Annotated in this window: 25 protein-coding genes; all 25 read right to left on the bottom strand. The window is 41.9% G+C overall.

Features of this window, described 5'->3' with window-relative positions:
* Nucleotides 1-158 precede the first annotated feature (158 nt).
* Complete coding sequence (gene spo0A, locus NST62_RS05670) at nucleotides 159-950, bottom strand: sporulation transcription factor Spo0A (RefSeq protein ID WP_328215395.1); 792 nt, start codon at nucleotides 948-950, stop codon at nucleotides 159-161.
* 236 nt (nucleotides 951-1,186) lie between these two features.
* Complete coding sequence (locus NST62_RS05665) at nucleotides 1,187-2,137, bottom strand: SpoIVB peptidase S55 domain-containing protein (RefSeq protein ID WP_141600788.1); 951 nt, start codon at nucleotides 2,135-2,137, stop codon at nucleotides 1,187-1,189.
* A 133-nt stretch (nucleotides 2,138-2,270) separates the two neighbouring features.
* Nucleotides 2,271-3,998: a DNA repair protein RecN gene (recN, locus tag NST62_RS05660; RefSeq protein WP_342463209.1), complete on the bottom strand. Its 1,728-nt coding sequence runs from the start codon at nucleotides 3,996-3,998 to the stop codon at nucleotides 2,271-2,273.
* Nucleotides 3,999-4,013: 15 nt separating this feature from the next.
* Nucleotides 4,014-4,463 (bottom strand): transcriptional regulator ArgR, encoded by a 450-nt coding sequence (gene argR, locus NST62_RS05655; RefSeq protein ID WP_141600790.1) that lies wholly within the window; start codon nucleotides 4,461-4,463, stop codon nucleotides 4,014-4,016.
* Nucleotides 4,464-4,567: 104 nt separating this feature from the next.
* A complete protein-coding gene (locus tag NST62_RS05650) occupies nucleotides 4,568-5,386 on the bottom strand; it encodes a TlyA family RNA methyltransferase (RefSeq protein ID WP_141600791.1) in 819 nt (272 codons plus the stop codon).
* Complete coding sequence (dxs, locus tag NST62_RS05645) at nucleotides 5,383-7,287, bottom strand: 1-deoxy-D-xylulose-5-phosphate synthase (RefSeq protein ID WP_141600792.1); 1,905 nt, start codon at nucleotides 7,285-7,287, stop codon at nucleotides 5,383-5,385. The genes NST62_RS05650 and dxs overlap by 4 nt, the downstream gene beginning before the upstream one ends.
* 94 nt (nucleotides 7,288-7,381) lie before the next feature.
* A complete protein-coding gene (locus NST62_RS05640; RefSeq protein ID WP_328215458.1) occupies nucleotides 7,382-8,242 on the bottom strand; it encodes a farnesyl diphosphate synthase in 861 nt (286 codons plus the stop codon).
* A 27-nt stretch (nucleotides 8,243-8,269) separates the two neighbouring features.
* Nucleotides 8,270-8,500 carry an exodeoxyribonuclease VII small subunit gene (gene xseB, locus NST62_RS05635; RefSeq protein WP_141600794.1) on the bottom strand — a complete coding sequence of 77 codons (231 nt, stop codon included), beginning with the start codon at nucleotides 8,498-8,500 and terminating at the stop codon, nucleotides 8,270-8,272.
* Nucleotides 8,493-9,851 carry an exodeoxyribonuclease VII large subunit gene (gene xseA, locus NST62_RS05630; protein WP_342463208.1) on the bottom strand — a complete coding sequence of 453 codons (1,359 nt, stop codon included), beginning with the start codon at nucleotides 9,849-9,851 and terminating at the stop codon, nucleotides 8,493-8,495. The genes xseB and xseA overlap by 8 nt, the downstream gene beginning before the upstream one ends.
* Nucleotides 9,852-9,959: 108 nt before the next feature.
* Nucleotides 9,960-10,817 carry a bifunctional methylenetetrahydrofolate dehydrogenase/methenyltetrahydrofolate cyclohydrolase FolD gene (gene folD, locus NST62_RS05625; protein WP_141600796.1) on the bottom strand — a complete coding sequence of 286 codons (858 nt, stop codon included), beginning with the start codon at nucleotides 10,815-10,817 and terminating at the stop codon, nucleotides 9,960-9,962.
* 42 nt (nucleotides 10,818-10,859) lie between these two features.
* Nucleotides 10,860-11,243 carry a transcription antitermination factor NusB gene (gene nusB, locus NST62_RS05620; protein ID WP_141600797.1) on the bottom strand — a complete coding sequence of 128 codons (384 nt, stop codon included), beginning with the start codon at nucleotides 11,241-11,243 and terminating at the stop codon, nucleotides 10,860-10,862.
* Between the two features lie 217 nt (nucleotides 11,244-11,460).
* Nucleotides 11,461-11,589, bottom strand: a complete 129-nt coding sequence (locus NST62_RS05615) for a YfhE family protein (protein ID WP_141600798.1) — start codon at nucleotides 11,587-11,589, stop codon at nucleotides 11,461-11,463.
* A gap of 72 nt (nucleotides 11,590-11,661) precedes the next feature.
* Nucleotides 11,662-13,152 carry a glycerol kinase GlpK gene (gene glpK / locus NST62_RS05610; protein ID WP_141600799.1) on the bottom strand — a complete coding sequence of 497 codons (1,491 nt, stop codon included), beginning with the start codon at nucleotides 13,150-13,152 and terminating at the stop codon, nucleotides 11,662-11,664.
* Nucleotides 13,153-13,392: 240 nt separating this feature from the next.
* Nucleotides 13,393-13,797, bottom strand: a complete 405-nt coding sequence (locus NST62_RS05605) for an Asp23/Gls24 family envelope stress response protein (protein ID WP_141600800.1) — start codon at nucleotides 13,795-13,797, stop codon at nucleotides 13,393-13,395.
* Between the two features lie 98 nt (nucleotides 13,798-13,895).
* Complete coding sequence (locus tag NST62_RS05600; RefSeq protein WP_141600801.1) at nucleotides 13,896-14,897, bottom strand: LLM class flavin-dependent oxidoreductase; 1,002 nt, start codon at nucleotides 14,895-14,897, stop codon at nucleotides 13,896-13,898.
* Nucleotides 14,898-15,041: 144 nt separating this feature from the next.
* On the bottom strand, nucleotides 15,042-16,418 hold the full coding sequence (gene accC, locus NST62_RS05595) for an acetyl-CoA carboxylase biotin carboxylase subunit (RefSeq protein ID WP_141600802.1): 1,377 nt from the start codon (nucleotides 16,416-16,418) through the stop codon (nucleotides 15,042-15,044).
* An 11-nt stretch (nucleotides 16,419-16,429) separates the two neighbouring features.
* Complete coding sequence (accB, locus tag NST62_RS05590) at nucleotides 16,430-16,975, bottom strand: acetyl-CoA carboxylase biotin carboxyl carrier protein (protein WP_141601062.1); 546 nt, start codon at nucleotides 16,973-16,975, stop codon at nucleotides 16,430-16,432.
* A 177-nt stretch (nucleotides 16,976-17,152) separates the two neighbouring features.
* On the bottom strand, nucleotides 17,153-17,695 hold the full coding sequence (locus NST62_RS05585; RefSeq protein ID WP_141600803.1) for a SpoIIIAH-like family protein: 543 nt from the start codon (nucleotides 17,693-17,695) through the stop codon (nucleotides 17,153-17,155).
* On the bottom strand, nucleotides 17,692-18,090 hold the full coding sequence (locus NST62_RS05580) for a hypothetical protein (protein ID WP_141600804.1): 399 nt from the start codon (nucleotides 18,088-18,090) through the stop codon (nucleotides 17,692-17,694). Before NST62_RS05580 ends, NST62_RS05585 begins: the two co-directional genes overlap by 4 nt.
* Before the next feature lie 71 nt (nucleotides 18,091-18,161).
* Nucleotides 18,162-18,299: a hypothetical protein gene (locus NST62_RS05575; protein WP_181733117.1), complete on the bottom strand. Its 138-nt coding sequence runs from the start codon at nucleotides 18,297-18,299 to the stop codon at nucleotides 18,162-18,164.
* Nucleotides 18,296-19,207 (bottom strand): stage III sporulation protein AE, encoded by a 912-nt coding sequence (locus NST62_RS05570; protein WP_141600805.1) that lies wholly within the window; start codon nucleotides 19,205-19,207, stop codon nucleotides 18,296-18,298. Before NST62_RS05570 ends, NST62_RS05575 begins: the two co-directional genes overlap by 4 nt.
* 12 nt (nucleotides 19,208-19,219) lie before the next feature.
* A complete protein-coding gene (locus NST62_RS05565) occupies nucleotides 19,220-19,597 on the bottom strand; it encodes a hypothetical protein (protein WP_141600806.1) in 378 nt (125 codons plus the stop codon).
* 3 nt (nucleotides 19,598-19,600) lie between these two features.
* Nucleotides 19,601-19,804: a hypothetical protein gene (locus NST62_RS05560; protein WP_016837737.1), complete on the bottom strand. Its 204-nt coding sequence runs from the start codon at nucleotides 19,802-19,804 to the stop codon at nucleotides 19,601-19,603.
* Between the two features lie 118 nt (nucleotides 19,805-19,922).
* The gene (efp, locus tag NST62_RS05555; protein WP_141600807.1) at nucleotides 19,923-20,483 is read right to left on the bottom strand and encodes an elongation factor P; all 561 of its coding nucleotides are present in this window, start codon (nucleotides 20,481-20,483) and stop codon (nucleotides 19,923-19,925) included.
* A gap of 16 nt (nucleotides 20,484-20,499) precedes the next feature.
* Nucleotides 20,500-21,561: a Xaa-Pro peptidase family protein gene (locus NST62_RS05550; RefSeq protein ID WP_141600808.1), complete on the bottom strand. Its 1,062-nt coding sequence runs from the start codon at nucleotides 21,559-21,561 to the stop codon at nucleotides 20,500-20,502.
* Between the last annotated feature and the right edge of the window lie 10 nt (nucleotides 21,562-21,571).

The following is a 21,571-nucleotide window of genomic DNA, read 5'->3' as shown; positions in this document are numbered from 1 at the left end:
TTTTCCCACTTACATCCTTGCTGAACGCAAAAAAGCGCACCCATTTATCAGGACCGACCCAATAAATGGTGCGCATCATCCATTTGGAAAACCAATGCTTCCAAATACAAAATATTTACAAATGCAGAAAGTCCATGATACATCCAGATTTCATTTTATTATGAAGCAACCAGTTCTAAGCGGATTTTGTCCGCGATCATGGCGATGAATTCGGAGTTTGTAGGCTTTGATTTCAGATGATGTACTGTGTAACCGAACATTTGGGAAATGGATTCGTAATTGCCTCGATTCCATGCGACTTCGATGGCGTGACGGATCGCGCGTTCGACACGGGAAGGAGTTGTACCAAATTTTTTCGCGATTTCCGGATACAATATTTTCGTTACGGAACCCAGTAAATCAATATCATGGTAAACCATTTGGATCGCTTCTCTCAAATAAGCGTAGCCTTTGATATGGGCAGGTACGCCGATTTCTTTGATAATGGATGTTATCGTTGTATCAAGTTGTCTCTGGTTCACTTTTCCTGTCGATTCAGGCTGCAGGATACTGTTACGTTTAAATGTTTCCCGTTTTTGTCCTGCACAATGCATAATTTTCTGAACAAGCTGATCGAACTCGAACGGCTTTAACATAAAATAGGAAGCCCCGTATGTAACGGCCTGTTTCATTACATCCTCTTGTCCAAAAGCGGTCAACATGATTACCTGAATATCACGGAAACGTTCATCGTTATAGATCTCCTGAAGAACGCCCATCCCATCCAAATGAGGCATGATGATATCCAATAACAAAATATCCGGTTTATATTCTTCAAGCATATTTAGACACAATTTCCCGTTGGAAGCCGTAGCGACTATTTCGATGTCCGGATGATTTTCGAAATATTGTTCCATTGTTTTCACTAAATCCCGATTATCGTCAGCAATTGCAACTTTGATTTTCGTCACATCAATTCCCCCTTTAACCTTCTCCCTCATAAATATGTCATAGTTTCGGTTTACTTGACAATATAGTTTTCGACATTTTTTTAGAAATACCTTTCTAATTTTAAAAATAAGAATGTAGTCGGAAAGTTTCTGTATTATTTGACAAAATTTGTTTTGCAAAAAATTATTTTAATACAATTTTTTAATTCAATTATCAAAAAAAGACCACACCGAATGCTCGATGTAGTCTTTTTGTATTAATCCGGTTTCTTTTTTAGCATTTCCGATAGGGTTATGGCCGCACCACGGGCAGGTTGTTCGACAAACATATGGGTGACTGCTCCGACAAATTTCCCGTTTTGCAAAATAGGGCTTCCGCTCATTCCTTGTAAAATGCCGCCGGTTTTGGATAACAATTTTTTATCTGTTATTTCGAATTGTAAAAAATTATCTTCAATTTTCACGATTTCGATGATAAAACTTTCGACTTTTGAACCTTCGATGGCTGTCAAAAGCTCTGCCTTGCCCAATTGTATTTCATCATCATGCATAATCTCAATCGGTTTACGCATAATCTGATTTATGTCAGATTCCCAATTCCCAAAAATGCCGTAAATATCATTGGAGGAAATATTCCCCAAACGGATATCATCCGAATTGATCACAGAAATTTTATAACCAGGGTTCCCGGGACTGGATTTTTTAATTTGCTCAATTGAGGCTAAAAAAATAGAGCCCTCCGTGAACTCAGGGGGTTTGTTTAAAACCCCGTCGATGATTTGATGCCCCAATGCTCCATATTCTTTAGTTTCGGGATCGATGAATGTTAATGTTCCGATACCATCCGTTTCATCTTTTATAAAAGGAAGGATGTTATTCGCCTGTTCGTTTGTGATGGTGATGGTTCTCGTTTGACCGGAGTCTTTTTTGATGGTCAGCGTATTTTGATTTTCCGTGATGGATGCCTTTAACATCTCAATTGATTCGATATGCTTCCCATTGACTTCCTTAATGATTTCCCCTTTTTTCAGCCACTGGCCATTGGGCAACAGCACATCATGTGCCACATAAACAAATGGCAGCTCCAGCTGTATACCGATCGATTCCCCCATTGGAATCAATTTTTTCGCTTCGGCCACTGCTGAAGGTGTTAAAAAGGCGATGACAAGCACAAGATAAATCAACAGATTATGCAAACGGCATTTCATAGTCCACCTCCTCAAAATGTATGTAACTTTACTATGTGTAACTGTTCTTTTATTAATGTGAGGTAAATATTTGTCGCTTAGGTACTTTCATTTCTAGAAAAAACAGTATATTCGCCTGCTGATGGCCGTATTGCTAAACCGGAAGTGAACCTTTGGATGCCAATCCATGTTTTATTTCGTTTTTCTTTTCATTCGCCAGCTGCAATAACTCACGGGCGTGTTGCATGGTCAATTCCGTAATTTCCGTGCCGCTCATCATTCGGCTGATTTCTTCCACCCGTTTTTCTTCAACTATTTTTTCGACGGTTGTATAGGTGCGATTTTTTTCCACTTGTTTGGAAATTAAATAATGCTGGTCAGCCATTGCTGCGACTTGCGGCAAATGGGAAATGCATAATACTTGAGAATTAAGGGAAATATTGGCGATTTTTTCTGCGATCGACTGCGCAACCCGACCGCTTACTCCGGTATCCACTTCATCAAAAATAATGGAAGTGATTTGGGATTTTGATGAAAAAATCGTTTTTAACGCAAGCATAATTCTCGATAATTCCCCACCAGAGGCAATTTTTGGCAAAGATTTGGGCGGTTCGCCGACATTAGTGGAGATGTAGAATGATATATAGTCTTTCCCATTCATGTCGAAATTATTTAACCGGTCAAACTGAACGATAAATTTCGCCTTTTCCATATGCAAATCACGAAGTTCGTTCATGATGGCTTCACTTAACTGGGTTGCACATTTTTTGCGTACTTTCGTTAACTCATCGCATAAATTTTCCAATTCCTCTTCCAATTTTCTCAACTGTTGTTCTTTTTGTTGAAGGGCTTCATCACGATGCAGCAACGTGTTTAACTCTTTCTTGATTTTTTCATAATATGTAATGATCTCTTCGACGGTGCTTCCGTATTTTCTTTTTAGCATTTGATATTGGGCAAGGCGGGATTCCACTTCATTTAAACGTTCCGGATCAAATTCAAGTTCGTCAATTACGCTTTTGATTTGATGGGATGCATCCTGCAGTGCATAAAAAGAAGAAGATACCGCTTCATAAGAATCGATGAACTGTTCATCCAGCTGTACAATGTCTTCCAAAGCGCTCATGGCTTCACCAATATAATCCAGGCCTTTCATTTCGCCGGAAATTGCTTCGTATGCATTGATGGCATGCTCATAGATCTTATGGAAGTTTTGCAATCGTTTCCTTTCTTCCAACAACATTTCTTCTTCTTTTACAGACAATTTGGCATCTTCGAGTTCCTGAATCTGGAATTGATATAAGTCAATCCGCTGGGCAATTTGCTGTTCATTGATATTGATCGCCTGCACTTCTTTTTTTAATGAACGGTATTTTTCATATAACCGATGATATTTTTCTTTAATCGGCCGCAATTGTTTTTCTGCAAATTGGTCAAGCAAAAATATGTGCCGTTTTTCATCCATCAATTCCTGGTTTTCATGCTGTCCGTGAATATCCACCAATGTGGAGCCGATTTCCCTCAAAACGGATAAAGGAACCAGTTTGCCGTTCACCCTGCAAACGCTTTTTCCATTTTCATTGATATCCCGTCGCAAAATGATTGTCCCTTCATCCTCTTCAACATCGATCCCCACTTCCGTTAACTTTTCAAACACCGGATGATGGTCGGGTACAAAGAATAAACCCGAAAGTTCCGCTTTTTTCGCCCCATGACGGACAAACTCCTGGCTTGCACGGCCGCCGGTCAGCATATGGACAGCATCGATGATAATCGATTTACCCGCGCCTGTTTCCCCCGTCAAAACCGTCAAACCGTTTTCAAAAGTGACGGCCAATTCTTCAATAATGGCGAAGTTTCGAATATTCAGCTCTTTCAACAAACGGACCACCTCGAATTAAAGTAAATCTAAAATTCGCTGTTTAATGATTTCACGCTGTTCTTCTTCCCTGACAATAATCAAGATTGTATCATCTCCGGATAACGTACCCAATACTTCAGGCCATTCCAAATGGTCAATCAACACCGCAACCGCATTTCCGTTGCCCGGCAAAGTTTTTAGCATCAAAAAATGGGCCACGCCATCAATACTGACAAAAGAGTCCGTTAACGCCCTTTGCAATTTTTGCAGCGGATTGAACCGCTGATCTGCCGGCAAGCTGTACTTATAACGCCCATCCGGAAGAGGAACTTTGACCAAGTGCAATTCTTTAATATCCCTGGATACAGTGGCTTGCGTCACATTAAAACCTGCTTCTTTTAAAGCTGCCACCAGTTCTTCCTGAGTTTCAATTTCATTGTTTGCTATGATTTCACGTATTTTCATATGCCGTTGACCTTTACTCATACCTAGCACCTCTTAATGAATATAAATGTATATTTATACTATCATTACAATTGTTTATTCATCAAGTAAAAATAGGGAATGACCATTGCCATTCCCTGCCAGTATTAACGGAATTCTTGATGGGCCTGTTCCACAACTTTTTTAAAATCTGTAAATGGAATCACTTCCTGCCCTTCCTGAGGTTTTACCAAGTGGAATAAAAATTCAATATTCCCTTCTCCCCCGGTAATCGGGGAATAAGTTGCATTTTTTACGGCAAAGCCGGTTTCTTCAGCCATTCTTGCCGTTTTCTCCAACACTTCCAAATGGGTTTTGGGATCGCGGACAATCCCTTTTTTTCCCACTTTCTCTTTTCCCGCTTCAAATTGCGGTTTGACAAGGGCAACGACGTCCCCTCCAGGAAGCAAAATATTATACAATACCGGCAAAATCAGCGACAAAGAAATAAATGATACGTCGATTGTCGCAAAATCCGGCAATCCCATTGTAAAATCTTCCGGTTTTGAATAGCGGAAATTCGTTTTTTCCATAACGGTAACCCGTTCGTCCTTCCGCAGCTTCCAGGCCAATTGATTGGAACCTACATCCAATGCATAGCAATGTTTCGCCCCATTTTGAAGTGCGCAATCTGTAAATCCGCCGGTGGAAGCTCCGATGTCAAGCACCAGTTTTCCTTCCACATTTAAATCGAACTCTTTCAACGCTTTTTCCAGTTTTAATCCGCCACGACTTACATATTTTAATTGCTCACCCTTGATTTCCAAAGGCGCATCGACCGGAATTTTTTCTCCCGGTTTGTCTATTCTCGCTTCTTTTGAATAAACTATGCCCGCCATAATAGCCCTTTTGGCTTTTTCCCGGGTTTCACACAATCCCCGTTGAACGAGCAGCACATCTGCCCGTTCTTTCGGCGTTTTCGTCATACGGTCTTTTTACCCAACGCTTTATTTTTTACTAAAGATTCGATGCGGGCAATGGTTTCATCTTTCGTAATATGCAGTTCTTCCAACAACAAGTCGACGCTGCCATGGTCTACGAACCGGTCCGGAATTCCAATCCGGTCAATTTTTATGTGATGGTATTGATTGTCGCTGGCGAATTCCAAAATGGCGCTGCCAAAACCGCCTTTCAACACCCCTTCTTCAATTGTCAAGATCGGGATGTTTCGGCCCATGATTTCGTGCAGCATTTCCTCATCGAGAGGCTTGATGAAACGGGCATTCACCACTTTTACATGAATGTTCCGTTTTGACAATTCTTCTGCCGCTTCCATAGCCATCGGAATCGTTGTACCAAAAGTCAGGATCGCTGCATCATTTCCTTCCCTGAGCACTTCCCATGTACCGATCGGAATCGTGTGCAGCTCTTCATCAAGCGGAACGCCGAGTCCATTGCCGCGTGGATATCTGAGTGCGATTGGCCCCTCATTATAGTCAATGGCCGTTTTTACCATGTGTTGACCTTCATTTTCGTCTTTTGGCATCATGATGACGACATTAGGGATATGTCTCAAAAATGCAATATCAAAAACCCCCTGATGCGTATCGCCGTCAGCGCCGACGAGACCGGCGCGGTCGATGCCGATGAACACATTCAGCTTTTGCCGCGCAATATCATGCAATACTTGGTCATATGCGCGTTGCAAAAATGTCGAATAAATCGCTAAAAACGGTTTCATATTTTGGGTCGCAAGCCCCGCAGCCATCGTTGCCGCATGTTGTTCCGCAATGCCTACATCAAAGAAACGGTCCGGAAAGTCCTTTTGAATACCTTCCATCTTTGAACCGACCGGCATCGCAGGGGTGATGGCCACAATCCGCTGATCCTCTTTCATCAATTTGCGGACTGTTTCCGAAACAAGGCTCGACCAGGAAGGACCTTTCGCTTTATTTTGTATAAATGCCCCTGTTTCAATTTTATATGGTCCCGTTCCATGCCATGTGCCGATTTTATCCTCTTCCGCAGGTTTATAACCTTTCCCTTTTTTTGTAACCACATGGACTAGAACCGGGCGGTCATCCACTTTTTTCGCATATTCCAACGTTTTTTCCAACGCATCAAAATCATGTCCATCAATCGGTCCTAAATATTTGAATCCCATTTCCTCGAAAAATACGCCGGATACGACCAAGTACTTCAAACTGTCCTTTACCCGATCGGCAGCCTGGGCAAGCTTGCCGCCCACAACAGGGATCCGTTTCATCATCGACTCCAATTCTTCTTTTGCCTTTGAATACTCTTTTGCCGTTCTCAATCTTCCCAAAATATTGTGCAAAGCCCCGACATTCGGAGCGATGGACATTTCATTGTCATTTAAAATCACAATCATTCTTCTTTTTTCATGGCCGATGTGGTTCAAAGCCTCCAAAGCCATTCCGCCTGTTAAAGCGCCATCTCCAATAATCGGTACAATATAATGATTTTCCTTTTTAATGTCCCGCGCTATGGCCATTCCCATCGCGGCAGACAAAGAAGTGGAGCTGTGTCCTGTTTCCCATTCATCATGGATGCTTTCCGCCCGTTTCGGAAAGCCGCTTAAACCTTTATATTGCCGCAGCGTATCAAATTGGGCGGCACGGCCCGTCAATATTTTGTGGACATAGGCTTGATGCCCTACATCCCATAAGATTTTATCGAAAGGGCTGTTGAACGCCCGATGCAACGCAATCGTCAGTTCCACAACACCTAAATTCGGTCCGATATGTCCACCGGTTTTTGAGCATTTTTCAATCAAAAAATCCCGAATATCTTGAGCCAATTCCTCCAGTTGTTGTCGATTGAGTTTTTTTAAAAAGGATGGACCAGTAATTGTCGTTAAATCCATCTCTCACACACCTTTTCTTCAGTTTATTCGCTTTGAGGTTGTCATTTCATTATAACAAGGTAAATCCACTGACAAAAGCAATCCATTCGGCCGTCTAATGATTTCGGGAAATGATATAATTTGCGATTTCCCTAAGAAGAGTTGTATCTTCCGATAAATTATCCAACGCCTTCAGCGCGCTTTGATAATGTTCCTCCAATTTTTGTTTTGCGCCATCAATTGTCAATAATGCAGGATATGTGTTTTTATTGCTTGCCTCATCTTTTCCTGCCGTTTTCCCTAATTGGTCGGACGTGCCTTCCACATCAAGAATATCATCCTGAATTTGAAAGGCGAGCCCAATATGGCGGGCATATTCTATTAACGCCCGGCGCGCTTCCGATGTTGCATCGGCCAGAACGGCGCCCGCTTCAATGCTGAAACGGAGGATGGCGCCCGTTTTGCGGACATGGGCCTGTTCCAATTCAGCCAAATTATACCGCTTTTTTTCCCCGTCGATATCCAACACTTGTCCTCCGACCATGCCTTCTGCACCGCTTGCGATGCTCAATAAGTTGATCAGCTCCACCTTCTTTTCAGGAGAGACATTTTCCATTCGGGCCAGGACGCCGAAAGCCAACGTGTTTAAAGCATCTCCGGCCAGGGTCGCCAACGCCTCTCCATAAACGACATGATTCGTAGGTTTACCGCGTCTTAGGTCATCATTATCCATGCTGGGAAGATCATCATGGATAAGGGAATAGGTATGAATCATTTCGACAGCGGCACCGACCGTGTACACTTCTTTCTGTTTGTTGTTGAACATTTCTGAAACCGCCACAACAAACAGCGGGCGTATGCGCTTTCCTCCTGCTTTTAATGAGTATAACATAGATTCTTTTAAAATTTGCGGTGCATTAAGCCGTTCCACTTGATACTCGATTTCCCGGTTAATGAAATCCAGATGTACATTCATAAATTGTTTCAATCGTTCAGCCATCGTTTATAGTTCCTCTCCGTTCGTTGGTTCAAAAGGCTTCTTCTCACCATTTTCATTCACAATGGAAATCAACTGTTCTTCAGCGCTCTGCAACTTCTCGTGGCAAAATTTTGATAACTCCATTCCTCTTTTATATAAATCAATCGCTTCTTCCAAAGGAACATCTCCCTGTTCCAACTTCCGGACAATTTCCTCCAATTCCGTCATTGCTTCCGCAAACGTCTGTTTAGTCATCATTTTCACCAGCTTCTTTTCGTATTTCCGTCACTTTTGCTTTTACCATACCATCATGGAATTGTATTGAAACATCATCGTCTTTCTTTAATTGAGAGATCGATTTAACGACCCTTCCGTCTTTGTAAGTGACACTGAACCCTCTCTCCATTATGGACAACGGATTTAATGCCTGAAGGGTGCGGATGGTAAATAAATACTGTTCTTTTTTTCGGTTCAATGATTGAAAAACTGCACGAGTCAGCATACCCGATAGGTGTTCGATTTGTTTTTTATAATAAACGATGGAATTTTGCGACGAATAAAGTTTCAGTGCTCCTTCCATTTGTGACAACTCATTTTTCTTTTTCATCAAATACATTTGGCCGGCTCTTCGCAAGACGAGATCTGCCTGGATCAGCCGTTCGGCAAACGGACGGAACAGCCGGTCCGGTTTTGAAAGCGGATAGGATTGTTGTAATTTGTTCAGCCGATTTCTTTCATATATAAGACGATTTCGTACGATATGATGCATTTGAGATTGACAGGTTAAAATGCGTTGATATAGTTCCTGGATGTTTGGCACTGCCAGCTCTGCTGCAGCAGTCGGTGTCGGTGCCCGAAGGTCGGCAACATAATCGGCAATGGTGGTATCGGTTTCATGGCCGACTGCACTGATGATCGGAATCCGGCTTTCAAAAATCGCCCTGGCTACCATCTCTTCATTAAATGCCCATAAATCTTCAATGGAGCCTCCGCCGCGCCCCACAATCAAAACGTCCGCATAACCGTGCTTGTTCGCCAGCCGGATGTTTTTGGCAATCGATTCCGCTGCCCCGATTCCCTGGACAAGGGTCGGATAAATGATAATTTCAGCAAGAGGATACCTTCTTTTGATGGTGGTACAAATATCCCGGATTGCCGCTCCTGATGTCGCCGTACAAACACCGATGACTCTCGGAAATTTTGGAATCGGTTTTTTATAGTTTGGATCAAATAAACCTTCTTTATATAGTTTTTCTTTTAATTGGTTAAAGGCGATGAAAAGGCTACCGATTCCGTCCGGCTCCATCGTCAGCACGTACAATTGATAAGACCCTTGCGCTTCGTACACATTGACATCGCCGCGAATCAGCACTTGCATGCCATCTTCCGGTTTAAATTTCAGCTGACTTGCCTGGGAGCGGAACATCAATGCATTGATCCGCGCAGAATCGTCTTTTAATGTGAAATAGATATGGCCGGATGGATGAATTTTGACGTTCGACAGCTCTCCTTTTACATAAACGTCCCTTAAATGGGGATCTGCATCGAATTTTCTTTTAATATATTTTGTTAATGCTTTCACCGTTAAATAGGAAGATGGCATCAAGCTCTATCTCTCCTTCGATATTCTGTTATAACACAATGAATCAGCCCATTAGAAAAGCTGTTTTTCTAGAAAAACAGCTTCCCTACATTTATTGTACATGTTTCGTCGTTATTTGTCGCCTAGTGTTTTTTCGGCCGCTTTTACTGTGTTGTACAATAACATCGTAATGGTCATTGGTCCCACTCCGCCAGGCACCGGTGTTATATAGGAGCAGATCGGCTCTACTTCTTCAAAATCCACGTCACCCACCAATTTATTATTTTCATCGCGGTTGATGCCCACATCGATGACAACGGCGCCAGGTTTCACATGTTCTTTTTTGATGAATTTAGGGCGTCCGACGGCAGCAACCAAAATATCCGCCTGTTTTGTAATGGATGGCAAATCTTTCGTTTTGGAATGGGTATATGTAACCGTAGCATCTTTTTGCAACAAGAGTTGCCCCATCGGTTTTCCGACAATGTGGCTGCGGCCGATGACAACGGCATGTTTGCCTGCAATTTCAATTCCTGAGTATTCCAATAATTTCATGACGCCATAAGGAGTGCATGGAAGGAATGTGTCTTGTCCCAGCATCATTTTGCCCACGCTGACCGGCGAAAAGCCGTCCACATCTTTTTCAGGCGAAATCGCCGCAATCACATGATCTTCATTGATATGTTTTGGCAGCGGCAATTGCACTAAAATGCCATGGATATCTTTGCGCTCATTCAATTGATGGATTTTCCCCAAGAGTTCTTCCTCTGTTGTGCTTTCAGGCAATTTAATGACTTCGGAATAAATTCCAATCGCTTCACAGGAACGATGTTTGTTGCGCACATAAGTTTGGGAAGCCGGATCATCGCCGACCAAAATGACCGCAAGCCCTGGTGTTACTCCCTTCTCCTTTAATTCCTTTACTTTTTCAGCGATTTCTTTTCGGATTTTTTCCCCTATTTCTTTTCCGTTAATGATTTGAGCCATCAGTTTTCCTCCTCAATTCCAATACTCTTTTATTTATTGTCAAAGTTATTGTTCAACAAATTTCGAGAGCACACCATTCACAAATTTCCCTGATTTTTCATCCCCATAAGTTTTTGCCAGCTCAATGGCTTCATCCAACACCACAGCAGCAGGGGTTTCATCCATATATTGCAATTCATATAAAGCTAAACGTAAAACCGTCCGTTCAACTTTCGGCAAACGGTACAATGACCAATTTTCCAATTTCTCTGCAAGCTGTTCATCAATTTCTTGAAGATTTTCAACAACTCCATATACCAACTTCTTAAAAAACGGATCCAACTCCTGATCTTCAAAAATATGGACTATAGCTTCTTCCAATGTCAAATCCGTATTATCAAGTTGAAACAAAACTTGTAACGCTTTTTCACGAATTTCGTGCCGTTTCATAAAATGACTCCTTCATTTCTAACATTCGTACATATTATAACTATTGTTTGCAAAAAATACATTAGCAAATCACAATTTCTTTTCATTACAACATTTTCTATTATAACATTTCATCAAAAAAGGGGTTCAATGGATTGAAATAAAAAACATCTTTCCAGACGAAAGAAGCTCCATCCGTCCTTTTGACAAATGGAGCTTCCTGGTCTATATATTCGATTTATTTTCCATTTTCAATATTTTTGGCTGTTTCTTTTGCCTGTTTAAAATCTTTTTTATAAAGCACTTCCTGCGCCTTTGTCAATCCATTGTTTTTTTCTGCAAGGCGTTCGTGAACCGGTTTTTTCATTGCTGCTCTCTCCTTTCAACCATGCTTTTTGTTAGTTTGAACTGTTGAAGGAGAGGTATTCACAACAAGCATCTATTTAAAACTTCTTGCCGCATTTACAGCTTTCTTCCATCCCTGATACAATGATTCCCTCTGCTCATCGCTCATCTTCGGTTCAAATCTTCTATCCAAGTTCCAATGTTTTTCAATTTCCTCTTTATTTTTCCAGAAACCGACGGCGATTCCGGCCAAATAAGCGGCTCCCAAAGCCGTTGTTTCATTCACCGAAGGGCGTTCGACAGGCACATTTAAAATATCCGATTGAAATTGCATGAGAAAATTGTTTTTTACAACTCCCCCATCGACCCGCAAAGATTTTAATTGAATCCCTGAATCTGTTTCCATGGCACTGCATACATCCTTTGTTTGATACGCCAAGGATTCAAGGGTGGCCCTGATGAAATGTTCTTTTGTCGTTCCACGGGTTAATCCAAAGACGGCGCCTCGCACATCGCTGTCCCAATATGGGGTCCCCAATCCAACAAACGCAGGAACAACATAAACGCCTTCCGTCGAATCGACCTTTTCCGCATAATGTTCGCTTTCGCTTGAATGCTGGAACATCCGGAGCCCGTCCCTCAGCCACTGGATGGCGGATCCGGCTACAAAGATGCTGCCTTCCAGTGCATATTCCACTTTGCCGTCAATGCCCCAGGCGATGGTTGTCAAAAGTCCATGTTTGGACTTGACCGCCTTCTCCCCGGTATTCATCAACATAAAACAGCCCGTGCCATATGTATTTTTCACCATCCCTGGCGCAAAACATGCCTGGCCGAAAAGGGCTGCCTGCTGATCCCCGGCAATGCCGGCAATCGGCACTTCTGTACCAAAGAAATTCTTCCTGGAAACCACTCCGTAGATTTCGGAAGACGGCCGGACTTCAGGAAGCATTGCCCTCGGTACATTCAAAATTTCAAGCAATTCCTCATCCCACTTCAAATCATAAATATTATACATTAATGTTCTGGACGCATTGGAATAGTCCGTTACATGCACTGCCCCGTCCGTCAATTTCCAAATGATCCATGTGTCGATCGTGCCGAACAGCAACTCACCTTTTTCCGCCTTTTCTCTTGCCCCTTCCACATGATCCAAAATCCACTTTACTTTTGTTCCTGAAAAGTAAGGGTCGATTAATAAGCCGGTCTTGTTTCTGACCAGTTCTTCAAGGCCTTCTTCCTTCAATTTCCCGCATATATCCGCAGTTTGTCTGGATTGCCAAACGATGGCATTGTACACGGGATTCCCTGTTTTCTTATCCCACACCACTGTCGTTTCCCGCTGATTGGTAATGCCGATGGAAGCGATTTGCTCCGGTTGGATGTTTTTTTCATTTAATACGGAGGCAATGACCGATAAGACCGAACTCCAGATTTCATTCGCATCATGTTCAACCCATCCCGGATTCGGAAAATATTGTTTAAATTCCTTTTGAGCAATATGGACCACTTCACCATCTTTATCGAATAAAATGGCACGGGTGCTGGTAGTTCCCTGATCCAAAGCCAAAATATATTTCTCCATTCAGCGTCACTCCTTAAAGGATGTTAATTGGGACTATCTATTTTATTCTTCAGAATTCTTTCCATTCCTTTGTTCCTTCAAAAATTTCTTCGGAGGATGGAATGATGGTTGCCGGCATAAAAAAATCCATATTTTTTTCATTTTGATATATCAAGGAATCCTTTGCCCGATTTAAAGCGAAAAATTTGCAAAAAAAAAACATCAAAAGGGAGCAATAAATCCCATTTGATGTTGTTCGACTTATTCTTCTGCTGCCGAATTTTCGAATTGGATTGCCACAATGTGGACATTTACCTCGCTCGTTTCAATTGAGGTCATGTTATAGATGGCTTGGCGAATGGCTGCTTGAATATCTTTTGCCACTTTCGGAATGGAATATCCGAATTTCACTGAGCAAAAGACATCAATGATGATTTCGCCTTCATCTGTAATGGTTGCTTTTACGCCTTTGGAATGCACTTTTTTGCCAAAACGTTCTGCCACTCCGGATGCGAAATTCCCCCGTGTGGAAGCAACGCCCTCCACTTCGTTTGTTGCAATCCCCGCAATCACTTCAATCACTTCAGGAGCAACCTCTACTTTTCCAAGTTCTTCTTTTCCGGAAGGAGCAGATTGTACAAATGCATGCACTGACTTTTCAGCCATTTTGTTCATCCTCTCTTTTCAGACCTGTCGGTAATGAAATACACATTTATTTATATATTATACAAAATTTTATACATTCCTGTATTGAAACAAAGATTTCATGAAAGATCGTCCGGAGATTCTCTGAAGATTTTGGCGAGCAGTTCAAAGGAATGACGTCTTTTTCCTTGATCATAAATGGGACTGTTAATGATGAGTTCATTAACGGGTCTACTTCGTTGTGATAAAAACTCACTGATTTGGCGGAAAACAGTTTCTTTGTTGCCGGCAAAGGTAAATTTCAATGTTTGGAGAACTTGCTTTTTCTCATCATCCGTCCACAATTTTTCCATATTTGTTGGAGGCGGCGTTTTCCCGCGCTTTCCCCTGATCATTCTCAAAAATTGCTGATAGAGGGTTGTTGCCAAAAATTCCCCTTCCTCATCGGTATCTCCCACAAAGACATTAATCCCCACCATGGCGTATGGGGTTTTTAAAGAATTGGAAGGCCTAAAATTCCGATGATATGTATCGAGTGCATCGTCCAATAAATCCGTGGCAAAATGGCTGGCAAAGGCGAAAGGCAGTCCCAAAACTCCGGCGAGTCTTGCGCTGTATAAACTGGATCCCAAAAGCCAGATCGGAATGTTCAGGCCTTTTCCGGGCACCGCAATCACCGCCCTATCTTGATCATCAAAATAGCTCATTAATTCATCGACCAATTGATCGAATTGATAAGCACCCGCTTCATCCCGTCTTAAAGCCCTTGCCGTAAGCAAATCTGTTCCTGGGGCGCGTCCCAATCCCAAATCGATTCTACCGGGATACATGGACTCCAAGGTTCCGAACTGTTCGGCAATGATTAACGGTGCATGGTTCGGAAGCATGATGCCCCCTGCCCCTACCCGAATCTTTTTGGTAGCGCCCGCTAAATAACAAATCAGTACAGATGTTGCCGAACTGGCAATCCCTTCCATATTGTGGTGTTCAGCCACCCAATATCGATGATAGCCGAACTTTTCCGCCGCCTGAATTAAATCCCTGCTATGGCGAAAAGCATCTGCAGGCGTTTCTCCTTCCAAAACGGGCGCCAAATCGAGGACCGATAATTTTGGATGCATGTTCCCACTCCTTTCTGATGAACTTAGTATATAACGTCGAAAAGAAAAAACAAAATACAAAGGTTTAAAGGGTCCCAAAACGAAAAACTATCTTTATTTTTTGAAAAACAAAAAAGAGCCTTCATAAAGAAGGCTCCGACAAATTTAGTTTTTTACAGTTTCTTTATTCATATTCAATACATCGTTCTCTTCAAGGAATTTCGTATTGAATTTACCTGATTTGAACACTTCGTTATCCATTAATGCCAAGTGGAAAGGAATTGTCGTGTTGATACCAGGTCCTTCCACAACAAATTCGCTTAATGCGCGTTTCATGCGTGCAATCGCTTCTTCACGAGTATCCGCATGCACAATCAATTTTGCCACCATTGAATCATAGTATGGTGGAATTGTGTATCCAGGATAAACCGCAGAGTCAATGCGTACACCAGGTCCGCCAGGTGTAATGTAAGTTTCTACCGTTCCGGCAGAAGGCATGAAGTTTTTATATGCGTTTTCTGCGTTGATGCGGCATTCAATTGCCCATCCATTTAATTTGATATCTTCTTGTTTTATAGTCAATTTTTCGCCGGATGCGATTTTTAATTGCTGTTGAACCAAGTCAATTCCCGTAACCATTTCTGTTACCGGATGTTCTACTTGGATACGTGTATTCATTTCCATGAAGTAGAACTTGTCCTCATTATAATCGTAAATAAATTCGATTGTTCCGGCACCTTCGTATCCGCAAGCTTTTGCCGCTTTTACAGCTGCTTCACCCATCTCGGCGCGTCTTTCCGGAGAAAGGGCTGGAGATGGAGCTTCTTCCACTAGTTTTTGCATGCGGCGTTGTACCGTACAGTCGCGTTCTCCAAGATGGATTACGTTTCCGTATGCGTCCGCCAATACTTGAATTTCGCAGTGACGGAAGAACTCAATGTATTTTTCCAAATATACGCCAGGGTTACCGAATGCGGCTTGAGCTTCTTTTTGTGTAATTTCAATGCCTTTTACGAGCTCTTCTTCATTTCGTGCAACCCGGATCCCTTTACCGCCGCCACCGGCAGTCGCTTTGATGATGACTGGATAGCCGATTTCAGCTGCCCATTTTTTACCTGTTTCAATATCAGGAACAATGCCTGTACCAGGAACGAGCGGCACTCCGGCTTTTTGCATCTCTGCACGGGCAACGTCTTTGATACCCATGATGCGGATAGATTTGGAAGAAGGGCCGATAAATTTAATGCCGGCATTTTCGCATGCTTCAGCAAAATCTGCATTTTCCGCCAAGAATCCATAACCCGGATGGATACCCTCAGCACCTGTTTTTTCGGCAACACTTAAAATTGCCGGAAAACTTAAATAAGAATCTTTAGAAAGTTTTGGACCGATGCAGTACGCTTCATCCGCAAGTTTTACGTGCAAAGCATCGCGATCGGCTTCGGAATAAACTGCAACTGTTTTGATTCCTAATTCCTTGCAAGCTCGAATTACACGAACCGCAATCTCACCGCGGTTAGCAATCAATACTTTTTTTAACATTTAGGCACCCCTTACTCAGCAGGTTTCACTAGGAATAGTGGTTGACCAAATTCAACAAGTTGTTCGTTTTCTACTAGGATTTCAACGATTTCACCTTTTACTTCGGCTTCGATTTCGTTGAATAGTTTCATTGCTTCTACGATACAAACAACTGTATCTGGCTCTACTTTGTCACCTACTTGAACGTATGGAGGTGAATCTGGAGATGGTGCGCGGTAGAATGTTCCTACCATTGGAGATGTAATTTTTACTAAAGTAGGATCATCTAAATTGCTGGATTTTTGAGCAGCCGGTTTGCTTTCTTCAGCTTTGGCTTCTACTTTTGGTTTTTCTTCAGCTTTTGGCTCTTCTTTTGGTTGTTGTACTTGCGGCTGAGCTTGTGCTTGCGGCTGAGCTTGTTGTACAACAGTTTGCACTTTAGGTGCAACCACTTCAGTTACCACGTTATTATGTTTTTTCAATTTAATTTTTTCCCCATCTACTTCATATACAAATTCGTCAATAGAAGATGAGTCAACCAGTTTAATAATCTCTCTTAATTCTTGTACCTTAAACAAAATAGACACCCCTTCTTTTTTTTCAGTACAATATCCATTTTATATCCTTTCGACAAATTTTGAAACAATATTTTTAATTTTTCTATAAAATAAGCAAAAAACAGTGCTTTCGTTACGTAAACGAAGCACTGTTCGACTTCTGTTATACAACATTACTTCCATATCCGCTATTTTCTATTAATAATAATTTGATTGTACGCTCACTGTGACATCCTGAACATCATCTATTTTCTGGCGGACAAGATAGATAATTTCGTTCGCCTGGGCTTTGGAGAGCTCGTCGGATAACACTGTCACTTGCACTTTGTCATCTTTGACATGCACCAACGCATCAGAATAGCCGAGAGATTCAATCAGCATTTCAAGCATTGCTTCCGCTGATTCTCTCTTAATCAGATTATTCATTTCATTAAAGGCTTTATTTTTTTCCTCCGCGCTTAAATCATCAGAGGCAATTTTTTGGGTCAGTTGCTCTTTCAATTGGCTGCGTTCGTTCGCAATCTCCATTCTCAAATCATCGAATAAATGACTTTCGGATGATACAGTAGGCGTTTTTAATTCTTCATCCACATTTGTTAACGTCGTTTCTTCAAGGGTGCCATCTGTAAAGATTGTCATTAAATCCACATTACGGTTCGGTTCAAAAACATAATAAACGGAAATGACAGCAGCTAAGCTTAACAGCGTCAAAAGCCAAATTGTTCTTCTTTTTACCTTCATTTTTCATCTCCTTTACTTTCCATCGGTACAATCATAATTCTATGAGCAGGCATTTGCATGACTTTGCTTACAGTTTCAAGAAGCTGCATCTGAACCTTAGGATCTTTTGCACCTTCCGAAACGATGAGCAATCCTGATACGGTTGTGTTGTTGCTTGAACGAAAATAGTTGCTTAACTTATCTTCCGCATTTGAAGGGGTTTCGTCGTAATGAAAATAAACCTTTACTTTTCCAACGCCTTCTATTTCACTTAAAGCCTGTTCAAGTCTGCCTTCAGGTGAAAGCGTGTCATATTGCTCGCTGGATGCATTGCCCGTCACTGAAACGTAAGCAATGAATGCGAAAATTGCGATTGGAATAATTAATATGTTTAACTTTGTCCATTTCTTTTCCACCTCACGTTCTCAGCGGCCCCCTTTCCCTAACTTCTCAAAACATTGTATGAATGAAGTACAAGCTCTATGCTTTACAGCTTTAGAAAATCTAACAAAGCCGTGATGACGATTAATAGAGTCGCCAGTTTGACATATACCACGATTTCACTTTCCTCGGCTAAAAGCAGCAGACACTTTCCGATTAATATAACGGCGATTAATTTGATCAAAAGTTTTTTCCCACCCCTAGTTGCAAGATGATCATTAAAATCAGCCAAATGAATACAAAAGCAATCCCCAAAAGAATGGCTGATGCGCATAGGACAAGCAAAGACTTCCCTACATCATCCAAAAAGCCGCTGATGGTTCCTCCGCTGAAGGGTTCGACAATGGCAGCCAGAATTTTAAAAGTCATTGCATGGATCAACAGCTTTCCGGCAGGATAAAAAGCGGCCATCCAAAAGGCGGTCATTGCACTGAAGCCAGCAACGGTCGTGGCTGCCGATTGATATTTTTGGAAGATGGAAAACCCTTCAACAATGAGCGATCCGACAATCGGAATGGTTTGTTCAATCACTTTTTTCACAGGGCTTGCAATCGCTTTATCCACCGTAAAAAAGGCGACACCCGCAAAGGATAAAAAGGCGACCATCAACAAAAGCGATGCCGTGATCAATGTCATGACCGTGCCCCGAATCAGATCCGAAGCTTTTGAAAAAGATATTTCCTGGATGAACCTGGAACAAAAATCAAGAAGCAGCGCAATGACAATCCCCGGTATCAGCACTTTTTGGCATAGCAAGATCAAAAATTCAAAAATTGCCAAAACAATTGGGCTCCAAGCAATGAAAGAAAACACCGCATTTAAAACAACAATGATGGACATGAGGATGGGGGTGATGGATAAAAAGAAGTCGCTTGCAATATTCACAATATCTCCCATTAAACTGAACGCATCCATCACAGTTTGTCCAAGTGTCAACACGAGGACGATGATAAATAACGCGTCTCCCCATTTTTTAAATTGAGGCACAAAGGCTTCCAAAATCAGGAATAGAATGGTGTAAGTGACTACAAGTAGAATGGATCTGCCTGCAATTTTTAATGGATCGGTAAAAATGTTCAATAGTTCATCCATTGTGAAGGCCCCTTATTGAAGCTTCTCTAAAATTGAAGAAAAGCTTGAAAGTACTTTAGCCAATTCGCCCACCCAATAAGTGAGCAGCACAATCCGGACCGAAAACATTACAAATTCCCCCATCGTCTCCTGCTCCTGTTCGACAAATAACATCTTAAAGAACACGCCCATTTGATAAAAAAGAGCAGAATAGACGAGCTGGGAAACATATGGCACCGAATTTACATATGACAGGATTTGTCCAATTAATGGAAGTACAGACTTCGACAAGAGGAAATGCAATAGGATAAAAAAGAAAATGATGGCAATAAGCGAATAGAGTTTTGGAACCGCTTCTTTAATCAGTAGTAAAATCAGTAGTAGAATTACGGCATAAACCAAAATTGTCATATGTCAATTCGTCAACCATTGGAAAAATAGCATAATTTCGCCGAAAAAAAGCCGTAAGAATCTGATCAGTTCTGCAGCCATGTATAAATATGCGATGAAAAATATATAGAACGTAAATTCTTTTTTCCCTACCTGATCAAAAAAGACATGCAACAGTGCTATGATTAGTCCTACTCCTGCCACCCTTAATACATCCTGTAATTCCATTTGACTCCTCCTTGTGAAAGCAATATATGAGCTTGTTCAATCAAATAGACCAAAAGACAATAAAAAAAGTGGACGCGCCATAAGCGTCCACTTTTCCTTCCACTTGTGCGATTTCCTATCAGTTTTTGCGGGAAACGTAAGATCCGTCAGCTGTGTTGATGACTAAGATATCTCCTTCGTTTACGAAGAATGGCACTTGTACGACAAGGCCTGTTTCCAATGTCGCCGGTTTAGAACCGCCTGATGCAGTATCACCTTTGATGCCCGGTTCCGTTTCGACCACTTTCAATTCCACGGTGTTTGGAAGTTCAACACCGAGCATTTCTCCTTGATATGTCATAATGTAGACTTCCATGTTCTCTTTTAAGAATTTCAATTCATATTCAATTTGTTTTGCATCCAATTCGATTTGTTCATATGTTTCCAAATCCATGAAGACATGGGAGTCACCATTTGCGTATAAATATTGCATTTTGCGGTTTTCGATCATCGCTTTTTCCACTTTTTCGCCTGCGCGGAATGTTTTTTCTACAACGTTTCCGTTGCGCAAATTGCGCAATTTGGAACGGACGAAAGCAGAACCTTTACCAGGTTTTACGTGTTGGAAATCCAATACCCGATATAATTCCCCATCTACAATGATTGTTAGTCCTGTACGAAAATCGTTCACTGAAATCATGAATATTCCTCCATCATTATAGAATAATTAGTTCTTTCGCCGAATGAGTCAATCTTTCATTGCCCGCTTCAGTGATGACAATATCGTCTTCAATGCGGACTCCGCCGATTCCCGGCAAATAGACCCCGGGCTCAACCGTAACCACCATGTTAGGCTCGAGCACATGACTGGAACGGAAAGATAAGTTCGGTCCTTCATGGACTTCCAGACCGATTCCGTGGCCTGTGGAATGTCCGAAAGCCTCGCCATAACCCTTTTCCGTTAAATAATCTCTTGCAATTTTGTCCGCTTCGATGCCCGTCATCCCCGGTCCTATTTTTTCAAGGGCCAACATTTGCGCTTCCAGGACCGCATTATACATATCTATCAATTTTTCATTGGGCTGCCCAACGGCGATTGTACGGGTGATGTCGGAAACATATCCGTTATAAACGGCGCCGAAATCGAGCGTGACCAAATCGCCTTTTTCGATGACTTTGTCCGTCGCAACACCGTGAGGCAAAGCGCTTCGTAGACCGCTTGCGACAATGGTATCGAAGGATGAAGACGTTGCACCTTGCTTGCGCATGAAAAATTCAAGCTCATTCGACACTTCAAGTTCTGTAACACCAGGTTTAATAAAATTCAAAATGTGGGAAAATGCGGCATCAGCAATTTCACATGCAACCTTTATAATCTTAATCTCTTCATCGGTCTTAATCAAGCGAATTTTTTCAATTACACCGGATAATGGTACAAGATCCACCTTCAAGAGTTCTTGTAAAGTCTCAAACTCTCCATAGGTTACCGTATCTTTTTCAAAACCCAATGATTGGATTTTCCACTCATCGGCAATTTTCGCTACTTCCTTTAGTATGGAGTTTTCTTGCTGAATAATGCGAAAATCTTTTACTTGTTTTTTCGCCTGCTCCGTATATCGAAAATCCGTAATGAATACCGCATCTTTTTTGGATATCATTGCCGCTCCGCTAGTTCCCGTAAAGCCGGTCATATAACGGCGATTGTACGGATTTGTAATCAGCAAGGCATCCACTTGGCGATCTTCCAGTTCTTTTCTCGCTTTGTCAAGTTTATTCATATACGTTTCC

Origin of the sequence: Ureibacillus sp. FSL K6-8385, assembly GCF_038593155.1 — a bacterium.
Classification (GTDB): Bacteria; Bacillota; Bacilli; order Bacillales_A; family Planococcaceae; genus Ureibacillus; species Ureibacillus terrenus.
Note: the sequence above shows the minus strand (reverse complement) of the source record. Positions and strands in the feature narration are given on the sequence as shown.

Coding starts and splice junctions, on each gene's coding strand:
- NST62_RS05665 (WP_141600788.1), bottom strand. CDS start 2,137: ATGAAATGCCGTTTGCATAATCTGTTGATTTATCTTGTGCTTGTCATC.
- argR (WP_141600790.1), bottom strand. CDS start 4,463: ATGAGTAAAGGTCAACGGCATATGAAAATACGTGAAATCATAGCAAAC.
- NST62_RS05650 (WP_141600791.1), bottom strand. CDS start 5,386: ATGACGAAAACGCCGAAAGAACGGGCAGATGTGCTGCTCGTTCAACGG.
- dxs (WP_141600792.1), bottom strand. CDS start 7,287: ATGGATTTAACGACAATTACTGGTCCATCCTTTTTAAAAAAACTCAAT.
- NST62_RS05640 (WP_328215458.1), bottom strand. CDS start 8,242: ATGAATGTACATCTGGATTTCATTAACCGGGAAATCGAGTATCAAGTG.
- xseB (WP_141600794.1), bottom strand. CDS start 8,500: ATGACTAAACAGACGTTTGCGGAAGCAATGACGGAATTGGAGGAAATT.
- nusB (WP_141600797.1), bottom strand. CDS start 11,243: ATGAAACGGCACGAAATTCGTGAAAAAGCGTTACAAGTTTTGTTTCAA.
- NST62_RS05615 (WP_141600798.1), bottom strand. CDS start 11,589: ATGAAAAAACCGGTTCACGAACGCCTTGCAGAAAAAAACAATGGATTG.
- glpK (WP_141600799.1), bottom strand. CDS start 13,152: ATGGAGAAATATATTTTGGCTTTGGATCAGGGAACTACCAGCACCCGT.
- NST62_RS05605 (WP_141600800.1), bottom strand. CDS start 13,797: ATGGCTGAAAAGTCAGTGCATGCATTTGTACAATCTGCTCCTTCCGGA.
- NST62_RS05600 (WP_141600801.1), bottom strand. CDS start 14,897: ATGCATCCAAAATTATCGGTCCTCGATTTGGCGCCCGTTTTGGAAGGA.
- accC (WP_141600802.1), bottom strand. CDS start 16,418: ATGTTAAAAAAAGTATTGATTGCTAACCGCGGTGAGATTGCGGTTCGT.
- NST62_RS05585 (WP_141600803.1), bottom strand. CDS start 17,695: ATGAAGGTAAAAAGAAGAACAATTTGGCTTTTGACGCTGTTAAGCTTA.
- NST62_RS05570 (WP_141600805.1), bottom strand. CDS start 19,207: ATGGATGAACTATTGAACATTTTTACCGATCCATTAAAAATTGCAGGC.
- NST62_RS05565 (WP_141600806.1), bottom strand. CDS start 19,597: ATGACAATTTTGGTTTATGCCGTAATTCTACTACTGATTTTACTACTG.
- NST62_RS05560 (WP_016837737.1), bottom strand. CDS start 19,804: ATGGAATTACAGGATGTATTAAGGGTGGCAGGAGTAGGACTAATCATA.
- efp (WP_141600807.1), bottom strand. CDS start 20,483: ATGATTTCAGTGAACGATTTTCGTACAGGACTAACAATCATTGTAGAT.
- NST62_RS05550 (WP_141600808.1), bottom strand. CDS start 21,561: ATGAATAAACTTGACAAAGCGAGAAAAGAACTGGAAGATCGCCAAGTG.